This window comes from Dinghuibacter silviterrae (assembly GCF_004366355.1).
Lineage (GTDB): Bacteria > Bacteroidota > Bacteroidia > Chitinophagales > Chitinophagaceae > Dinghuibacter > Dinghuibacter silviterrae.
In genome coordinates this window covers 712,916-727,796 of the sequence record NZ_SODV01000001.1, presented here as the reverse complement: position 1 = coordinate 727,796, position 14,881 = coordinate 712,916, and the positions used below count along the sequence as shown (strand labels likewise).

Below are 14,881 nucleotides of genomic sequence, written 5' to 3'. Positions count from 1 at the left end.
CATGAGTAACGAAGCCATCCTTCAGCACGGACAAGCGGTGAGTACACACGCTCACGAGGTCCACGAGCACCATGAACACCATGAGACGTTCGTCACTAAATATATTTTCAGCCAGGACCACAAAATGATCGGCAAACAGTTCCTCATGACGGGGATGTTCTGGGCCGTGGTGGGTGGCTTGTTCTCCGTGATCTTCAGGCTTCAACTGGGTTATCCGGATCAACACTTTCCCTTCCTGGAAACCCTGCTGGGTCACTGGGCAAAGGGCGGCCGGCTGCAACCCGAGTTTTACTATGCACTGGTCACCATGCACGGGACGGTGCTGGTGTTCTTCGTACTGACCGCCGGTTTGAGCGGCACCTTCGCCAACTTCCTGATTCCCCTGCAGGTGGGCGCCCGCGACATGGCGTCTCCCTTTATGAACATGTTGTCCTACTGGTTCTTTTTCCTGGCTTCGGTCGTCATGTTCGCCTCCCTCTTTATCCAGACGGGTCCCGCCAGCGGTGGCTGGACGGCCTATCCCCCGCTGAGCGCGCTCGGCGGAGCGTCCGATGGTTCCAAGGCCGGTATGGACTTCTGGCTGATCGCCATGGCCCTATTCGTGGTATCCCAGCTCCTGGCCGGTCTGAACTATATTTCCACGGTGCTGAACATGCGGACCAAGGGGTTGAGCATGACCAAGCTCCCGCTGACGATCTGGGCCCTGTTCTTCACCGCCGTACTCGGGGTATTGTCCTTCCCGGTACTGCTCTCCGGTTTCATCCTGTTGTTGTTCGACCGTCACGCCGGTACGAGCTTCTATCTGTCCGATATTTACTTAGCCTCCGGGCAGGTGCTTCCCAACGAGGGCGGCAGCGCCATCCTCTACCAGCACTTGTTCTGGTTCCTGGGTCACCCCGAGGTATACATCATCCTGCTCCCGGCCATGGGTATGGTGTCGGAAATACTGGCCGTCAACTCCCGCAAACCGATCTTTGGGTACATGGCGATGGTGGGTTCTCTGTTCGCCATCTGTATCCTGGCGTTCCTGGTATGGGCGCACCATATGTTCGTCACGGGTCTGAACCCCTTCCTCGGGTCGTTCTTCGTACTCCTGACGCTGTTGATCGCCATTCCTTCGGCCATTAAGGTCTTTAACTGGCTGACGACGCTCTGGCGGGGGAATATCCGGCTCACGCCCGGGATGATGTTCGCCATCGGTTTCGTAAGCCTGTTTATTTCCGGTGGCCTGACCGGGATCTGGCTGGGGAACTCTGCCCTGGACATCCACCTCCACGATACCTACTTCGTCATCGCCCACTTCCACATCGTGATGGGGGTTGCCTCCTTCTTCGGGATGTTCGCGGGGATTTACCACTGGTATCCGAAGATGTTTGGCCGCTATCTGAACAATACGCTCGCATATATCCACTTCTGGGTAACGATCGCGGGCGCCTATTGCATCTTCTGGCCCATGCACTACGAAGGCCTGGCGGGCATGCCCCGTAGGTATATGGATTACAGCAACTGGGTATCGTTCAAACAGTTTGCCGGTCTGAACGAATTCATCAGCGTGGTCGCCATCATCGTCTTCGCGGTGCAGATCCTCTTCCTCTTCAACTTCTTCTACAGCATATTCAAGGGTCGTAAGGTAAGGACCCCGAATCCTTGGAACGCCACTACGCTCGAATGGACGACGCCGATCCGCCCCGGTCACGGTAACTGGCCTGGCGAGATCCCCGAAGTACACCGCTGGGCGTATGATTACGGCAAGGACGGTAGGGACTTTATCCCCCAGACCGAACCTGTAGGAGCCAACGAAAGCGCGCATTGACACAGGAGCAGACGATCGGAGGGCATGGAGCCGCCGTTTGGGTGGCCGTGAAGCAGAAGTTAAAGGATTACCTGCAGCTCGTCAAGTTGTCCCTGAGCATCATGGTGGTGTTCAGCAGCGTGGTGAGCTATGAGCTGGCGCCCAACATCGTCAGCCTGAACTGGAAGATGGTCTTGTTGCTGGCCTTGGGTGGCATCCTGGTCACCGGTAGCGCCAACGCCATCAACCAGGTGGTGGAAAAAGATACCGACGCGAAGATGAAACGGACGGCGAACCGCCCGGTCGCGTCGGGAAGGATGAGTGAGTCTGAAGCCTGGGTATTCGCTTTCCTGGCGGGTGTCCTGGGGATTGGCATATTGCAGTTCTTTTTTAGCTGGCAGGCGGCGGCACTGAGTGGGTTGAGTCTTTTTTTGTACGCGTTTATCTATACGCCGCTCAAAAAGGTAAACTCCTCGGCAGTCCTCGTGGGTGCGTTTCCGGGTGCGTTGCCCTGTCTTATCGGCTGGGCGGCAGCCTTCGACACGGGGCCGCTGTTCAACTGGACGGGTGGTCTGATCCTTTTCGGGATACAGTTCCTGTGGCAGTTTCCGCACTTCTGGGCGATCGCCTGGCTGGCGCACGGGGACTACTCGCGGGCGGGGTTCAAGCTCCTGCCTTCCGATAAGGGTCCCACGCGTTTCTCGGCCGTTCAGGCGGTGATCTATGCCCTGGCGCAGTTCCCGGTCGGTGTATTGCCCTACGCCGTTCACATGAGCGGGATCGTGAGCCTGGGGATTGTGGCCCTGGCCAATGTGTTTCTCCTGGTGCAGTGTATACGGCTGCTCAGGGAAATGTCAGCGAAAGCGGCCCGGAGGGTGATGTTCAGCAGCTATATCTATCTGCCGGTGGTGTTTTTGGCATTGTTGTTTGATAAAGTGCATCAAGTAGTTAGTTAATGAGCGCAATACAAATGGGTACAGAAAGAAAAAGGTTGCATCCGCACAAGTTCACGTTGTGGCTGGCGATCGGCAGCATCGTTATGATGTTTGCGGGGTTGACCAGTGCCGTCATCGTGAAGCGCAACCAGGCGGACTGGCAGGGCTTTACCCTGCCGACCATTTTCTGGTATTCCACGGGGGTGTTGTTGTTGACGAGCCTGACGATACAGATGTGTCTGCGGGCGTTTAAGGAAAGACAGATGCGCCGGTACCGGCTCCTCCTGAGTCTGACTGCGCTGGGCGGCTTTCTCTTCGTGGGGTTGCAGTTCCGGGGTTTTGAAACCCTTTGGGCGCAGGGGTTGCGGTTTACGAATGACGTAGCGGTGTCCTTCCTCTACATCATTTTCGGTTTGCACGCGGTACACGTGCTCGGCGGTATTGTAGCGCTGGTCGTCCAGTTTGTCCGCGCCTTTAGCGGTCGCAGCCGGAACTACAGCGCGGTGCCCATCGAGATCGTGAGCGTGTACTGGCACTTCGTGGACCTGTTGTGGTTATACCTCCTGGTGTTTTTCATAATGATTCAATAATTTTGTAGACTTTAAAACTGAATTCATGGCAACTGCTGCAGTAGCGAACGTACAAACATCGTGGAGTGGAGGTAAGAGCCCCTACAATGTGAGTTATGGTAAGCTGATGATGTGGTTCTTCCTGATGAGCGACGCGTTCACCTTTGGCGCTTTCCTGATCTCCCTGTGGACGACCCGTTTTTCACTGGCTTCCTGGCCCGACCCGAATAAAGTATTCAGTTCCGCTCCTTTTATAGAAAGCGGCGCGCCGCTGGTCTTTGTGAGTCTCATGACCTTTATCCTGATCATGAGCTCCGTTACCATGGTACTTGCTGTGAACGCCGGTCACCATATGGATAAGAACGGGGCCGCCAAGTGGTTGTTCCTGACGATCATCGGTGGTCTTTGCTTTTTGGGTTGCCAGGCCTGGGAATGGAACCACCTGTTTCACGAAGGTGCCTGGTGGGGTCGCAATCCTTTCCCCAACAGGGATGGGACGGTCGCCAGCACTGCCTTTACCAACTACTTTTTCACGGTAACGGGCTTTCACGGTTTCCACGTATTCAGCGGGGTGGTCATCAACTGTGTGATCCTCACCAACATCCTCAAAGGAACCTACGATCGCCGCGGTCACTATGAAATGGTCGAAAAGGTCGGTTTGTACTGGCACTTTGTCGACCTGGTATGGGTTTTCGTGTTCACCTGCTATTACCTGCTTTAAATCATTTTTAATAAAGATCTTATGTCCGAGAATACACAAGACAATACGCACGAGGTATTGCACGAACACGAAGGTGGTATGACCATCAAGCGTATCTGGAGGGTTTTCTGGATCCTGTTGGTGATCACCATTGCTGAAGTAGCGTGGGGCAGCATGGTGAGCCATCACATCCCCGAGAACCTGAAGTGGATCAATCCGGTTTTCTTCCTGTTCTTCACCTTCCTGAAAGCCGGGTATATCGTAGCCGAGTTCATGCACTTGCGTTATGAAGTGACCAACATGATCCGGAGCATCCTGATCCCCCTGAGCCTGTTTATCTGGTTCGTTGTTGCCTTCCTGGCGGATGGGGATTCGTGGCTGAACCTGCGGTCCAGGTATTCTCCCAGGGACGTACAAAAGGCGCCGACGGAGAAGGTGGAGACGGCACCTGCCGAACCCCTGAAATAGTGGCATTTTATGATATTGAAGAAGCCGGCCCTCTATAGCCGGCTTTTTCGCGTTTGGGCGGTATCTTTGCGGCATGAATAAAAGGTCGATGATCGTAATGTGTGTGGTGATCTTTGTACCGCTCATTTGCTATTTCCTGGTAAAGGCCTATAGCGAAAAGGCCCTGGTCATGCCCGGGCACTATATCGCGGACACGATCGTGGAGGTCACGGACCACGGCAAGCAGACGTTTGATACGGTCTGGCACGTCATTCCTGATTTTACGCTGACCAACCAGCTCGGGCAGAAGGTATCCTTACAGGACGCCAAGGGCAAGATTATCGTGGCGGACTTCTTTTTTACCCATTGTCCTTCTTTTTGCCCCACCCTGACCCGGAATATGCAACACCTCCAGCAGATGTTCCTGACCAACGATACGATCGTCCAGTTTGTTTCATTCTCCGTGGATCCCGAGCGGGACTCGGTTCCGGTGCTTAAAGAGTATGCGGACCGGTTTGGGGTGTTGCACCACAACTGGTGGATGCTCACGGGGAGCAAGGATTCGATCTATACACTCGCGGAGCGGGATTTCAAGGTGGCAGCCATGGACAGCGGGCACCAGAACTTCGTCCATACGGACCGGATGGTCTTGCTGGACAAGGACCGTTTTGTCCGGGGATATTATAACGGACAGGACACCGCGGATATGGCGCGGCTGGCGGGGGACATTGTGTTGCTGACCCTGGAGAAGAAAAAGAACGAGAAACGCAATCTTTTCAATAGAGAATGAAGAATAAGAACCTCACCCTCCCGATCATCATCGTGTCCGTTGCCGTTCCCCTGGCGGTGGCTTTCCTGATCCTGGTGCCATCGGTCAAGATAAACTTTGGATTCAATACCTCGGTATTGCCTCTTTTCCACGCGACCCTCAACGCCACGGTGGCCATCTTGCTGCTTGCGAGTCTTTGGTTTATCCGCCATGGTCAGGTGCAGGCCCACAAATGGACCAACCTGCTGGCGGTCGTCCTGAGCGCGATCTTCCTGGTGTCCTATGTGATCTATCACGCGTCCAACCCGTCTACGCTGTACGGCGACCTCAACAGGGACGGCCACCTGGATGACGCGGAAAAGGCAGCGGCGGGCGGTTTACGCTACGTCTACTATGTCATTCTCACGTCGCACATCCTTTTGTCGGGGATCATCATCCCCTTTGTCCTGTTTACGTTGCAACGCGCGTTCCAGGAAAAATTCGACAAGCACCGGAAGCTGGCGAGGATCACCTGGCCCTTATGGCTGTATGTGGCGGTAACGGGGGTGATCGTCTACGTCATGGTCAGCAAATACTACTAGCATCATGGGTAAAACGCACCAGTACAAGGTGGACCTCCTCTGGACCGGGAACCGCGGCAAGGGGACCACGGGGTATACCGTCTATGAGCGGGCCTTTACCCAACACGTCGCCGGAAAGCCGGATCTGCCGGGCTCTTCGGACCCCGCTTTCCGGGGTGACCCGGGTCGCTACAACCCGGAAGAATTGCTGGTGGCTTCGCTTTCCTCCTGTCACATGTTGTGGTTCCTTCACCTGTGTTCGGAAGCCGGGGTGTCTGTCGTCGACTATGCCGACCATGCCAAGGGTTTTATGGAAGAAACCGCGGATGGTGGTGGACGCTTCACCGAGGTGGTGCTCCACCCGACGGTGACCGTCGCGGAGCAGGCCATGGTCGCTAAGGTGGAGGCGTTGCATGACGCGGCCCACCACAAATGCTTTATCGCCAATTCGGTGAATTTTACCGTGCGGACGTTGGGGACGTGCACGGCGCTGGAGTAGGGGGCGCGCGCTCCCAATGGGCCCGCCCCGGCCCTTACGGCAGCTTCCGCACCGTGATCGAAGACGGATGTTTGGTGTCGTGGTAGAGCTTTATCGTAGCCGTCTTAAAATCCCCGGGCTTCGCCTGCGGAATATCCACAAAGGTTTGCGGATTCAAATCCACCAGGGGAAACCAGCTGCTTTGCACCTGCACCATAAGCCGGTGCCCTGCCTTAAAGGTATGGGCGATCGAGTTCAGGGCAAACGACACCCGCGTCGGCGACCCCGGGTCAAACGGCTCGGGGTGTTCCCAGCTTTTCCGGAACTTACCCCTCATCACCTCTGCCCGGACGAGCTGTTCGTACCCGCCGAGGGCTTTTTCTTCCGTGCTGGGGGCGGCGGCACCCTGAGGCTCCAACGGCAGTACGTCGATGACCTTTACGATAAAGTCGGCGTCCGTACCCGTGATAGACGCATACAGGTCTACGTCGATCTCACCGGTCAGGGTCATGTCGCTGGAAAGGACGTCGCTGGTATAGGTGAGGACGTCCGGTCGCAGGGCGGCAAACCGCTGGTCGGCGCCCATATAGTTGTTGTCCCGGCCGGATTTTACCCCATTGATGTAGGGAACAGGATGTGCGGGGTCGGAGACGTACGTATCGTAGGAGGAAGGGATCATGGGTTTGTCCGTCGAGAGGGTATGGGACGAGCCCATATACCAGGTCTGGGGGGTACTTTCATCCGGGGGCCAGGCGGTGAATTTCCGCCATTCGTTGGACCCGGTGACGAAAACCGTTGCCTTGTCCAGGTCCGGTTTGCCCGTTCCCTTCAGGTAGAAATTGAAAAAGTCGAGCTCCAGCTGCTGGAAGTACGCGCTGGTGTTGGCTCCGAACGCGTAATCCGCGTAGTGGCTCCATTCACCCCTGGCCCAGGCGCCGTGCGTCCAGGGGCCCATCAGGAGGTGGATGTCGGCTCCGGGGTTTTGTTTGTTCGCGGCCTCGAATGTCTTTAGGGCGCCAAACTGGTCCTCGGCGTCAAACCAGCCACCGACCACCAGGACCGCGGGCGTGATCCCCTTCAGGTGTGGGCGGATGTTGCGCGCCCGCCAATAGCTGTCGTAGGTGGGGTGTTCCAGGTATTCGTTCCAGATTTTGCTCTGGTTTTTGAAATAAAGGTCGTTGGCGTTTTTGACCGGACCCAGCTTCAGGAAAAAGTCGTAGGCATCGTCATACTTCACGTCGAACATCGAGGGATACTTCATCCAGGGTTCCGGCCGGGGATGGTCGAAGAAATTCATGAAGTCGAAGTTGTCCAACAGGAAAAACGCGCCCCGGTGGTTGGCGTCGTCCCCCACGAACTCGTCGGTGACGGGTGCCTGGGGGGAAACCGCCTTGATGGCGGGGTGCGCGCCCGGAAGAGAGGCCGACGCATAAAAGCCCGGGTAGGAAATGCCGTAAATACCCACCTTGCCGCTGTTGTGGTCAATATTCTTCAGCAGCCAGTCGATGGTATCATAGGTATCGCTGCTTTCGTCCACGTCCTTTTTGTTGCGCTTATTGTCGATGGCCGGCGTCATTTCCTGGAACTGTCCTTCGCTCATGTACCGTCCCCGGACGTCCTGGACGACGAAGATGTATTTTTCCCTGGGGAAAAAACGGCTGGGGCCCAGTCGCCGGGGAAAGCTATTTTCCCCGTAGGGGGCGCACGAATAAGGGGTGCGCATCATCATGAATGCGTGGTCCTCGGTGGTGTCATGGGGGATATAGATCGCCGTAAACAGTTTTACGCCGTCCCGCATCGGGATGCGGCGCTCGATCTTGGTATAGTTCGCCTGGATAAAGGCCAGGAGGGTATCAGCGTTATTTTGGGCACTGGCGATCAGGGGGCCGAGGCAGAGGGTCAGCCAAAGAATACGACGCATGGGCAATAGTTGATGGGAGAGCAATTTATGGTTTTCGAGGGACATCGCGCGGAGGCTTTGCTTGTCTCAGCTCAGTCCGCCGTGGCTCGGGCACATTTTCATACCCGAACGGGCAGTGCTTGCAGCCGCTGCCGCAACAAAACCCCCGCTTCAGGTGGTAGGTCTCCGTAAATACCATGAGGCCCTTCTCGTTGTAATAGAAGTCGGTTCCCTCAATCAACGGCATGTTGCAGCAGTTCTTTTAGCGCTTCGGCCCGCTGTTCGTCGAGCAGCGTCTCGCGCAGACCGAAACGGAGGTAGTGTACCCTTTTGGACCCGGCGATGTCCAGGCCTTCGTAATGGGTACGTATGGAAAGCTCCGGACTGACCTCGGCCCGGGCATAGATATTATCGGAGGATTCGTACAGCGGAAGGTCGTACAACCCGATCACCGTTTGGGTAAAGGCGTACAGGTCCGGTGAGTCCGTTTTGAGGTGCACCTGCCCGTCCGGACGGAGGAACTCGCGGTACTGGCGAAGGAATCGCGGATGGGTCAGGCGTTTTTTGGCCCTGGATAGCTGGAGCTGGGGATCGGGAAAGGTGATCCAGATGTCTTTGACCTCGCCCGGCGCAAAATACGTCGGCAGCAACTCGATCTGGCTCCGGAGAAAGGCGACGTTGGCAAGATTGTCCGCCAGGGCCTTGCTGGCACCCACCCAGATGCGGTTACCCTTGATATCCACCCCGATAAAGTTGCCCTCCGGGTACAGCCTTGCCAGCCCAATGGTATACTCCCCCTTCCCGCAAGCCAGCTCCAGGGTCAGGGGATGGGTATTGTGAAAGAAATCCGCCCAACGGCCGGGCATACCCTGTGGGTATTCCAGGACGTGCGGGAATTCTTTGATCGCGGCAAAACGGATCAGCTTTTTGTAGCCCATAGGGGGGCAAAGGTACGACCGCGGCGGTCTAAATGCTGTCTAAAAATGGAAGTGGTGCCGTAGCTTCTCGTAATAGCTGTACAGGTAGCACCCGGCGCAAAACCCCACCAGGGATTCCAGGAGGGCGAAACAGATCATCACGGTGGTCAGGCCGACGCTCAGAAGGGGGGACTCGAACACGTACAAACCGATGATGGCCAGGCTTAGGATGGCGCCGATCCTGGCCGCAAAAACCTTGGGCGCGGCAAAGACGGGTTTATACCGGTCATGGAAAAAGAAACGGTTGACCTGGACGGCGAGCCAACGCAGGGGGCTATAGCGGCGGAGTTCCCAACCCCGGAGGTAAAAGTCGAACAGGAGAAAAAGAGGGATGACCAACAGATGGGTGAAGGTAAAACTGATAGCCAGGACCGCTACCTCAAACGCCACGATCCTAACGACAGGTTCATTGATATGAGCGGACGGATTAGTCATAAGAAAGAATTGGACCACATCAAAGATAATAAATTTTTTGAATGTGGCCAAACAAAACTGCCCCCCTTAGGCCCCCGCAGGGGACCCCTAGGGCGCCACAGGCGCCCTGCCCGAAGGGCCATCATTAGCGGTTTTGCGCCGGCGGCCTAAATTGTCCAGTTAGGCCGCCGGCGCAAAGCAAAAAAGCCCTGTAAGAGAACTTACGCGGGCCTTTTTATCACCATCAGAGAGAGCTGTAGAGGGAGGACTCGAACCTCCACGGGGCGGTTAGCCGTAGCGCAATGTTGTGGTGGTCAACCCCAGTCGTGACTGTCGCAAGACGGACACGGCATTACTCTATGTTTTTCCCGAACTCCCCACCCCCGAGACAAGAGGGTATGTCTGCCAAATTCCATCACTCCACAGTATACAGAATCAAAAAGTCGTAATTTGCCAGTTTATACGAAAAGCGGTATATTTTTGTATCTTTTCCCGTAAAACCTCCAAATGACAAAACAAAACTAAAGGATTTCTCTGTTTCATTGGATAAAATTCAAGACAAATTTTAAAAGATTAGACATTTCTAAATTTAGGCCCTGCTTCATTGAGATTTGTCAAAAATAGCATCGTAAAATGAGCGGTAAATTGAATTTGGACAAATTGGACCTGCAGATCATCCATGCTATGATGGAAAATGCGGAAATATCCTACGCGGATCTGGGGAAGCAATTGTTCGTTTCCGGGGGAACAATACACGTGCGTATCAAAAAACTCCAGGAGTACGGGATTGTAAAAGGCACCCGTCTGACCGTGGACCTGAAGGCGTTAGGGTATGACGTCATCGCGTTCCTGGGGATCTACCTGGAAAAAAGCTCGCTCTATGACTCCGTGGCCAAGGACCTGGAAAAGATTCCCGAGATCGTCCGGCTGAATTATACGACGGGGAACTACAGCATGTTTGCCGAGATCGTGTGTAAGGACATCAACCAGCTCCGGTATGTCTTACACGATGTGGTCCAAAAGATCAAGGGGATCGAACGGACGGAGACCTTTATCTCGCTGGAGGAGAGTCTTAACCGCAACGTCCGTGTGAGCCTCGATTAAAAATATTATCTTACAGGTATGAGAACTATGCTTATGAAGATGCTGGGCGCCCTGTTGGTTTGCTCGGCCGTTGCTTGCGGAAAAGGCGGGGGCAGCACCCCGGAAGCCACCCTGGCGGTGACCACCACGCCCGCCGAAGGATCGACACAGGCCGCTGCGCCGGGTCCTACTTTTGCCCTGAATGTTACCATCACTTCCACGATGCCGCCGAAAGGCGTAACCGTTGCCATTACTGCATACGTGGATGGTCAGTCCAATCTGCCCTTCTTTACGCAAAGCGGCAGCACCACCACGGCGAGCAACAACTATACCATCACGAGTACGCCTGCGCAGGAGAGCTGCGTGGTGAGCATCACGGTAACGTCCAATACGAAATCGTCCAATACCTGGACGGGGACGTACCGGTATTCCATGAAATAGATCACGAACGCACGTCCATAGCGTCGCGCAACCCGTTGCCCAACAGGTTGAAGGCGAGGACAAGCACCATGATGGCCACCCCCGGCACGATGGCCAGGGAGGGGTTGTGGGTGATGATAAAACTATAGTTTTCCTTGATCATCAGGCCCCAGCTGGGTTGTGGGGGTTGCACGCCCACGCCGAGAAAGCTCAGACCGGCTTCGATGACGATGGCGGAAGCGAAGTTGGCCGCGGAGATGACGAGAACGGGTCCGATCACGTTGGGCAGGATGTGCCGGGTGATGATGCGGGCATCGGAAAAGCCGAGGGCCCTTCCGGCTTCGACGTATTCAATGTGGCGAAGGGCGAGGACCTGGCCTCGCAGGGTCCTCGCGACGTTGACCCACAGGGTCAGGCCCACGGCCACGAATACCTGCCAGAATCCTTTGCCCAGGGCAAATGTAATGGCGAATACCAGCAGCAGCGTAGGTATGCTCCAGACGATGTTCATAAACCAGACAATGACGTCGTCCGTTTTTCCCCCGTAATAACCGCCAAGGGCGCCTAAAAAGATGCCGATCGTCAGTGAAAGGGCGACGGCCACGAGACCGACGCTGAGGGACACCCGGGTACCGATGATCAGGCGGCTGAGGACGTCCCGGCCGAAGCGGTCGGTGCCGAGGTAGAAGCGCTGGGTGTACAGGTAGCGGCCGTTTCTGTACGGGTCGATGCTTTGCAGCGCGTACGCTTGTGGCTCGGTGAGGCCGTCGTCGATGTACTTATCGACATGAAGGGAATCGCCTGCGATGCTCCAGCGCGTGATGGGGACATAGATACAGGTATCGGGGGCGCCGCTCCAGAGCCGTTGTAAGAAATCAGTCCGACCGGCGGCGGGCCGCTTCAGGAGAAGAAATTGCTGGGTATAACCGGGCGGCTTGCCCCCGATCTCCACGACCATCCGATTGGCAAAAGGAGAGTGGTCAGGCGCCAGGAAATAGGCGAAGGCCGCGACCCCAAAGGCAAGGGCGATGACCAGGAGGCTGGCCATGGCTGCGCGCGGCAAACGGGTTATTTGACGTTTCGTCCCTTCCATTGATAGGACCCAAATTTACCCAGCCAGCCGGCAATAATGGTATAGGCAATGTGTACGGGCTCCGCCAAGGGGAATTTCCAGAGCAGGGATTTTTTTCCAAAGAAGACGGCCACGGGGTAGAGGTACCACATTTCCACGATGGTCTTGACGGCGATAAAGCCAAGCCAGGTCCTCCAAAGGCCAGGTATAAAGCACGCCGCCACACCTGCGGCGAGGAACCAGACATTCCAAAGGTATACCAGCGCCAGGACGGCGATGATGCGTTTGTCGTCGTATTTGTCGGCCTTGCTGGCCCAGCGGATCCGTTGGTTAAAAAATGCCTTCCAGGTCGGCATGGGTGCGGTCCGGATGATGGCGCCGGGGGATTTTAAAAACGAGATCCGGTCCGGGTAGCGTTGATACATCTTGTGCATCAGGAGCATGTCGTCCCCGGAGGCAATGGCGTCGATGTTCCGGAAACCGCCTACCTCATGGAAAACGGCCTTGCTGTAGGCTAAGTTGGCGCCGTTGCACATAGTATGGACCTTCCGGTACACCGAAGCGCCGGTGATCCCTTGGAGGGTCATGAAGTCGAGGGATTGGAACACCTTTAAAAAGCTGGTCTCGTCCATATACGCCACGGGGGCGGCTATAAAAACGGGTTGATGTTCCTGGTAAAAAGCCGCGATCAGGCTCAGCCAGCGGGGTTCCGCCAGACAGTCGGCGTCGGTGGTGACGATGAGCTCGCCGCGGCTGAGGGTGATGGCGGTGTCGATCGCCTTTTTCTTATAGGCATTCAGGCGTTCTCCCGGGCTAAGGTGATCGGCTAAGGTCAGGAGCCGTACATTTTTGTAGCGGCGCACGACATCGGCGGTACCGTCGGTGGAATGGTCGTCCACGACGATGACCTCGTACAACGCGGGCGGATAGTCCTGGGCAAGAAGGGTATCGAGCAACGCACCGATGTTGTCTTCCTCGTTACGGGCAGGGATGATGACGGTGATCGATGCGGCGGGCGTGAAGGAGGCCGGGACCTTGAATACAGGCAACGCCCGCCAGGCTTGCCGGTAAAATACCAGGCAGGCCGCGTATACCAAAAACAAGAACAATCCGGTCAGAAAAAATGCCATCCGTTGTAAAGTAACGAAATTAATCGGTGACGATCTGAAGACACACGGGGCTGAGCGCCACTGTCAGCAACTGGTGTCCCGCTGAAAGCTCCGTAAGGCGGCAATGCTCCCCCAGGCCTTCCTGGAAACGGTAGCCCTGGGAAGGTTGGATGATCCGGTCGTAGCGGCCGAAGATCAGCCGGACCGGGAGGCCTTGTGTGCGGATCCGGTTTTTGACGGCTTCCAGGTCGGGCCGGAACGTGCGCATACAGGTCCATATATCGTATAGTGCCTGCCGTTGGGCGGCCTCGCCCAGGTGGCGATGGACATACTTGACGATGCCGCGGTTGATCAGGTGGAGCGCACCCAGGGTGCGAATGCTTCCGAGGAACCAGGCCGGATGTTGCATCGTATACCGGAAAAGGCGGTTGCCCGTTTGGGTCTGGGTAGCCAGCCAATACCAGAAATTGACCTTCAATCCATCCGGCGCAAGCAGTACCAGGCGGTGGATGTTTTCCGGCCTGGCTTGTACGTAGGACAGACAGAGCCGTCCGCCCATGCTAAAACCGCAAAGGGTAAACGGCGTAACCGTGATTCGCCGGAGAAGCTCGTGCAAATGATCCACCGTGAACGGACCCTCCCACCGGCTGTCGCCATGAAGCGGAAGGTCGGGGGCATACAGGGAAAATCCTTCCGGGAGCGACCGGCCCCAGTGTTCAAAAGAAAGGGCCCTTTCCCCGAACCCGTGCAGGGCTATGATCACGCCCGGCCCCTGGCCCCAGCGGTAGCACGCAATGGCGCCACTCCCCAGGTGGATAACCGAACGGACGTATGTCATACAAAGAACGAATGTATTCATTTTCCCTAATGTCGTAGGTTTGTGTCTGTGAGAAAAAAACAGAAGATTCGCAAGTGGGTTCTTTGGCTGTTGCTCATTTTCGTGTTGGGTGTGGTGGCGTTGATCAATTATGAGTTGTGGCAATCGAAAGAAGACCGTTTTGTCCGTTACCAGGAATTCGGGACCGATATCCCGGTCAATTACGCCATACACGGTATCGACGTGTCCTGGCATAACGGCCGCATCAACTGGCCCATGGTCAAGTCAATGGAGGTCAGAGGGGTGCACCTGGACTTCGTGTTCATCAAGGCCACCGAAGGGTTGGGCAGGGTCGACGCCCAATTCCGGCGCAACTGGGAGGAGGCGAAAAGCGCGGGGATGATCCGTGGTCCCTATCATTTTTTCCTGGCGACGAAAAGCGGCCGGGCCCAGGCCGAAAACTTTCTGGCCACCGTCACCCTGGAATCCGGCGATATCCCCCCGGTGGTGGACGTGGAGGATACTTATGGTGTCAGGGATACCCTGATCCACCAAAGACTGCAGGAATGGCTGGACGTGGTACAGGCCAATACGGGGACAAAACCCATCATTTATACCAGCGTGGATTTCTACGACAGGCACCTGGGCAGGATGTTTGATGGATACCCTTTGTGGGCCGCCCATTACCTCCAGAAGGAAAATCCCCGGATTGCCCGGGACTGGTCGTTCTGGCAACACAGCGAATTCGGCCACGTCAGCGGGATCAACGCGGAGGTCGATTTTGACGTATTTAATGGGGATAGCCTGGCGCTGAAACAACTGTTAATGCCATAAACCGC

At 56.0% G+C, this 14,881-nt stretch carries 18 protein-coding genes; 11 read left to right on the top strand and 7 right to left on the bottom strand.

Annotated features, from left to right (window positions below; all coding sequences use genetic code 11):
* Position 1 precedes the first annotated feature (1 nt).
* From EDB95_RS03215 to EDB95_RS03180, 8 genes are all read left to right on the top strand, one after another.
* On the top strand, positions 2-1,813 hold the full coding sequence (locus EDB95_RS03215) for a cytochrome c oxidase subunit I (RefSeq protein WP_133990516.1): 1,812 nt from the start codon (positions 2-4) through the stop codon (positions 1,811-1,813).
* Positions 1,810-2,748, top strand: coding sequence for a heme o synthase (gene cyoE, locus EDB95_RS03210; RefSeq protein WP_246073482.1), 939 nt, complete (start codon positions 1,810-1,812; stop codon positions 2,746-2,748). Before EDB95_RS03215 ends, cyoE begins: the two co-directional genes overlap by 4 nt.
* 14 nt (positions 2,749-2,762) lie before the next feature.
* Positions 2,763-3,317: a cytochrome c oxidase subunit 3 gene (locus EDB95_RS03205; protein WP_246073479.1), complete on the top strand. Its 555-nt coding sequence runs from the start codon at positions 2,763-2,765 to the stop codon at positions 3,315-3,317.
* A 25-nt stretch (positions 3,318-3,342) separates the two neighbouring features.
* Positions 3,343-4,017 carry a cytochrome c oxidase subunit 3 gene (locus tag EDB95_RS03200; RefSeq protein ID WP_133990514.1) on the top strand — a complete coding sequence of 225 codons (675 nt, stop codon included), beginning with the start codon at positions 3,343-3,345 and terminating at the stop codon, positions 4,015-4,017.
* Positions 4,018-4,038: 21 nt separating this feature from the next.
* Positions 4,039-4,464: a cytochrome C oxidase subunit IV family protein gene (locus EDB95_RS03195; protein WP_133990512.1), complete on the top strand. Its 426-nt coding sequence runs from the start codon at positions 4,039-4,041 to the stop codon at positions 4,462-4,464.
* 73 nt (positions 4,465-4,537) lie between these two features.
* On the top strand, positions 4,538-5,233 hold the full coding sequence (locus EDB95_RS03190) for an SCO family protein (RefSeq protein WP_133990510.1): 696 nt from the start codon (positions 4,538-4,540) through the stop codon (positions 5,231-5,233).
* The gene (locus EDB95_RS03185; RefSeq protein WP_133990508.1) at positions 5,230-5,793 is read left to right on the top strand and encodes a DUF420 domain-containing protein; all 564 of its coding nucleotides are present in this window, start codon (positions 5,230-5,232) and stop codon (positions 5,791-5,793) included. The genes EDB95_RS03190 and EDB95_RS03185 overlap by 4 nt, the downstream gene beginning before the upstream one ends.
* 4 nt (positions 5,794-5,797) lie before the next feature.
* Positions 5,798-6,271 carry an OsmC family protein gene (locus EDB95_RS03180; RefSeq protein ID WP_133990506.1) on the top strand — a complete coding sequence of 158 codons (474 nt, stop codon included), beginning with the start codon at positions 5,798-5,800 and terminating at the stop codon, positions 6,269-6,271.
* A 34-nt stretch (positions 6,272-6,305) separates the two neighbouring features.
* Here the strand turns inward: EDB95_RS03180 and EDB95_RS03175 are convergent, their stop codons facing one another.
* The 4 genes from EDB95_RS03175 to EDB95_RS03160 are packed head-to-tail and all read right to left on the bottom strand — an operon-like array spanning position 6,306 to position 9,562.
* Entirely contained in the window at positions 6,306-8,171 is a 1,866-nt protein-coding gene (locus EDB95_RS03175) for a CocE/NonD family hydrolase (protein ID WP_133990504.1), read from the bottom strand.
* A 25-nt stretch (positions 8,172-8,196) separates the two neighbouring features.
* Entirely contained in the window at positions 8,197-8,349 is a 153-nt protein-coding gene (locus EDB95_RS03170) for a DUF5522 domain-containing protein (protein ID WP_246073669.1), read from the bottom strand.
* Positions 8,350-8,383: 34 nt separating this feature from the next.
* Positions 8,384-9,088 carry a tRNA (guanosine(46)-N7)-methyltransferase TrmB gene (gene trmB / locus EDB95_RS03165; RefSeq protein WP_133990500.1) on the bottom strand — a complete coding sequence of 235 codons (705 nt, stop codon included), beginning with the start codon at positions 9,086-9,088 and terminating at the stop codon, positions 8,384-8,386.
* Positions 9,089-9,127: 39 nt separating this feature from the next.
* Positions 9,128-9,562: a DUF4395 domain-containing protein gene (locus tag EDB95_RS03160; RefSeq protein WP_133990497.1), complete on the bottom strand. Its 435-nt coding sequence runs from the start codon at positions 9,560-9,562 to the stop codon at positions 9,128-9,130.
* Positions 9,563-10,192: 630 nt separating this feature from the next.
* Between EDB95_RS03160 and EDB95_RS03155 the strand changes: the two genes are divergently transcribed.
* Both EDB95_RS03155 and EDB95_RS03150 read left to right on the top strand, forming a co-directional pair.
* On the top strand, positions 10,193-10,645 hold the full coding sequence (locus EDB95_RS03155; RefSeq protein ID WP_246073478.1) for an Lrp/AsnC ligand binding domain-containing protein: 453 nt from the start codon (positions 10,193-10,195) through the stop codon (positions 10,643-10,645).
* Between the two features lie 18 nt (positions 10,646-10,663).
* Positions 10,664-11,065 (top strand): hypothetical protein, encoded by a 402-nt coding sequence (locus tag EDB95_RS03150; RefSeq protein ID WP_133990494.1) that lies wholly within the window; start codon positions 10,664-10,666, stop codon positions 11,063-11,065.
* A 1-nt stretch (position 11,066) separates the two neighbouring features.
* Here EDB95_RS03150 and EDB95_RS03145 read toward each other — a convergent pair whose 3' ends face one another.
* The 3 genes from EDB95_RS03145 to EDB95_RS03135 are packed head-to-tail and all read right to left on the bottom strand — an operon-like array spanning position 11,067 to position 14,063.
* A complete protein-coding gene (locus tag EDB95_RS03145; RefSeq protein WP_133990492.1) occupies positions 11,067-12,137 on the bottom strand; it encodes an ABC transporter permease in 1,071 nt (356 codons plus the stop codon).
* The gene (locus tag EDB95_RS03140; protein WP_133990490.1) at positions 12,113-13,246 is read right to left on the bottom strand and encodes a glycosyltransferase family 2 protein; all 1,134 of its coding nucleotides are present in this window, start codon (positions 13,244-13,246) and stop codon (positions 12,113-12,115) included. The genes EDB95_RS03145 and EDB95_RS03140 overlap by 25 nt, the downstream gene beginning before the upstream one ends.
* A gap of 19 nt (positions 13,247-13,265) precedes the next feature.
* Positions 13,266-14,063 (bottom strand): alpha/beta fold hydrolase, encoded by a 798-nt coding sequence (locus EDB95_RS03135; RefSeq protein WP_162852468.1) that lies wholly within the window; start codon positions 14,061-14,063, stop codon positions 13,266-13,268.
* Between the two features lie 48 nt (positions 14,064-14,111).
* Here EDB95_RS03135 and EDB95_RS03130 point away from each other — a divergent pair, with 48 nt between their 5' ends.
* Complete coding sequence (locus tag EDB95_RS03130; protein ID WP_162852467.1) at positions 14,112-14,876, top strand: glycoside hydrolase family 25 protein; 765 nt, start codon at positions 14,112-14,114, stop codon at positions 14,874-14,876.
* Positions 14,877-14,881: the final 5 nt, after the last annotated feature.

What these genes read in the sequence shown, in the direction of transcription:
- EDB95_RS03215 (WP_133990516.1), top strand. Translation starts at nt 2, where the DNA reads ATGAGTAACGAAGCCATCCTTCAGCACGGACAAGCGGTGAGTACACAC.
- EDB95_RS03205 (WP_246073479.1), top strand. Translation starts at nt 2,763, where the DNA reads ATGGGTACAGAAAGAAAAAGGTTGCATCCGCACAAGTTCACGTTGTGG.
- EDB95_RS03200 (WP_133990514.1), top strand. Translation starts at nt 3,343, where the DNA reads ATGGCAACTGCTGCAGTAGCGAACGTACAAACATCGTGGAGTGGAGGT.
- EDB95_RS03195 (WP_133990512.1), top strand. Translation starts at nt 4,039, where the DNA reads ATGTCCGAGAATACACAAGACAATACGCACGAGGTATTGCACGAACAC.
- EDB95_RS03190 (WP_133990510.1), top strand. Translation starts at nt 4,538, where the DNA reads ATGAATAAAAGGTCGATGATCGTAATGTGTGTGGTGATCTTTGTACCG.
- EDB95_RS03185 (WP_133990508.1), top strand. Translation starts at nt 5,230, where the DNA reads ATGAAGAATAAGAACCTCACCCTCCCGATCATCATCGTGTCCGTTGCC.
- EDB95_RS03180 (WP_133990506.1), top strand. Translation starts at nt 5,798, where the DNA reads ATGGGTAAAACGCACCAGTACAAGGTGGACCTCCTCTGGACCGGGAAC.
- EDB95_RS03175 (WP_133990504.1), bottom strand. Translation starts at nt 8,171, where the DNA reads ATGCGTCGTATTCTTTGGCTGACCCTCTGCCTCGGCCCCCTGATCGCC.
- EDB95_RS03170 (WP_246073669.1), bottom strand. Translation starts at nt 8,349, where the DNA reads ATGGTATTTACGGAGACCTACCACCTGAAGCGGGGGTTTTGTTGCGGC.
- trmB (WP_133990500.1), bottom strand. Translation starts at nt 9,088, where the DNA reads ATGGGCTACAAAAAGCTGATCCGTTTTGCCGCGATCAAAGAATTCCCG.
- EDB95_RS03160 (WP_133990497.1), bottom strand. Translation starts at nt 9,562, where the DNA reads ATGACTAATCCGTCCGCTCATATCAATGAACCTGTCGTTAGGATCGTG.
- EDB95_RS03150 (WP_133990494.1), top strand. Translation starts at nt 10,664, where the DNA reads ATGAGAACTATGCTTATGAAGATGCTGGGCGCCCTGTTGGTTTGCTCG.
- EDB95_RS03145 (WP_133990492.1), bottom strand. Translation starts at nt 12,137, where the DNA reads ATGGAAGGGACGAAACGTCAAATAACCCGTTTGCCGCGCGCAGCCATG.
- EDB95_RS03140 (WP_133990490.1), bottom strand. Translation starts at nt 13,246, where the DNA reads ATGGCATTTTTTCTGACCGGATTGTTCTTGTTTTTGGTATACGCGGCC.
- EDB95_RS03135 (WP_162852468.1), bottom strand. Translation starts at nt 14,063, where the DNA reads ATGACATACGTCCGTTCGGTTATCCACCTGGGGAGTGGCGCCATTGCG.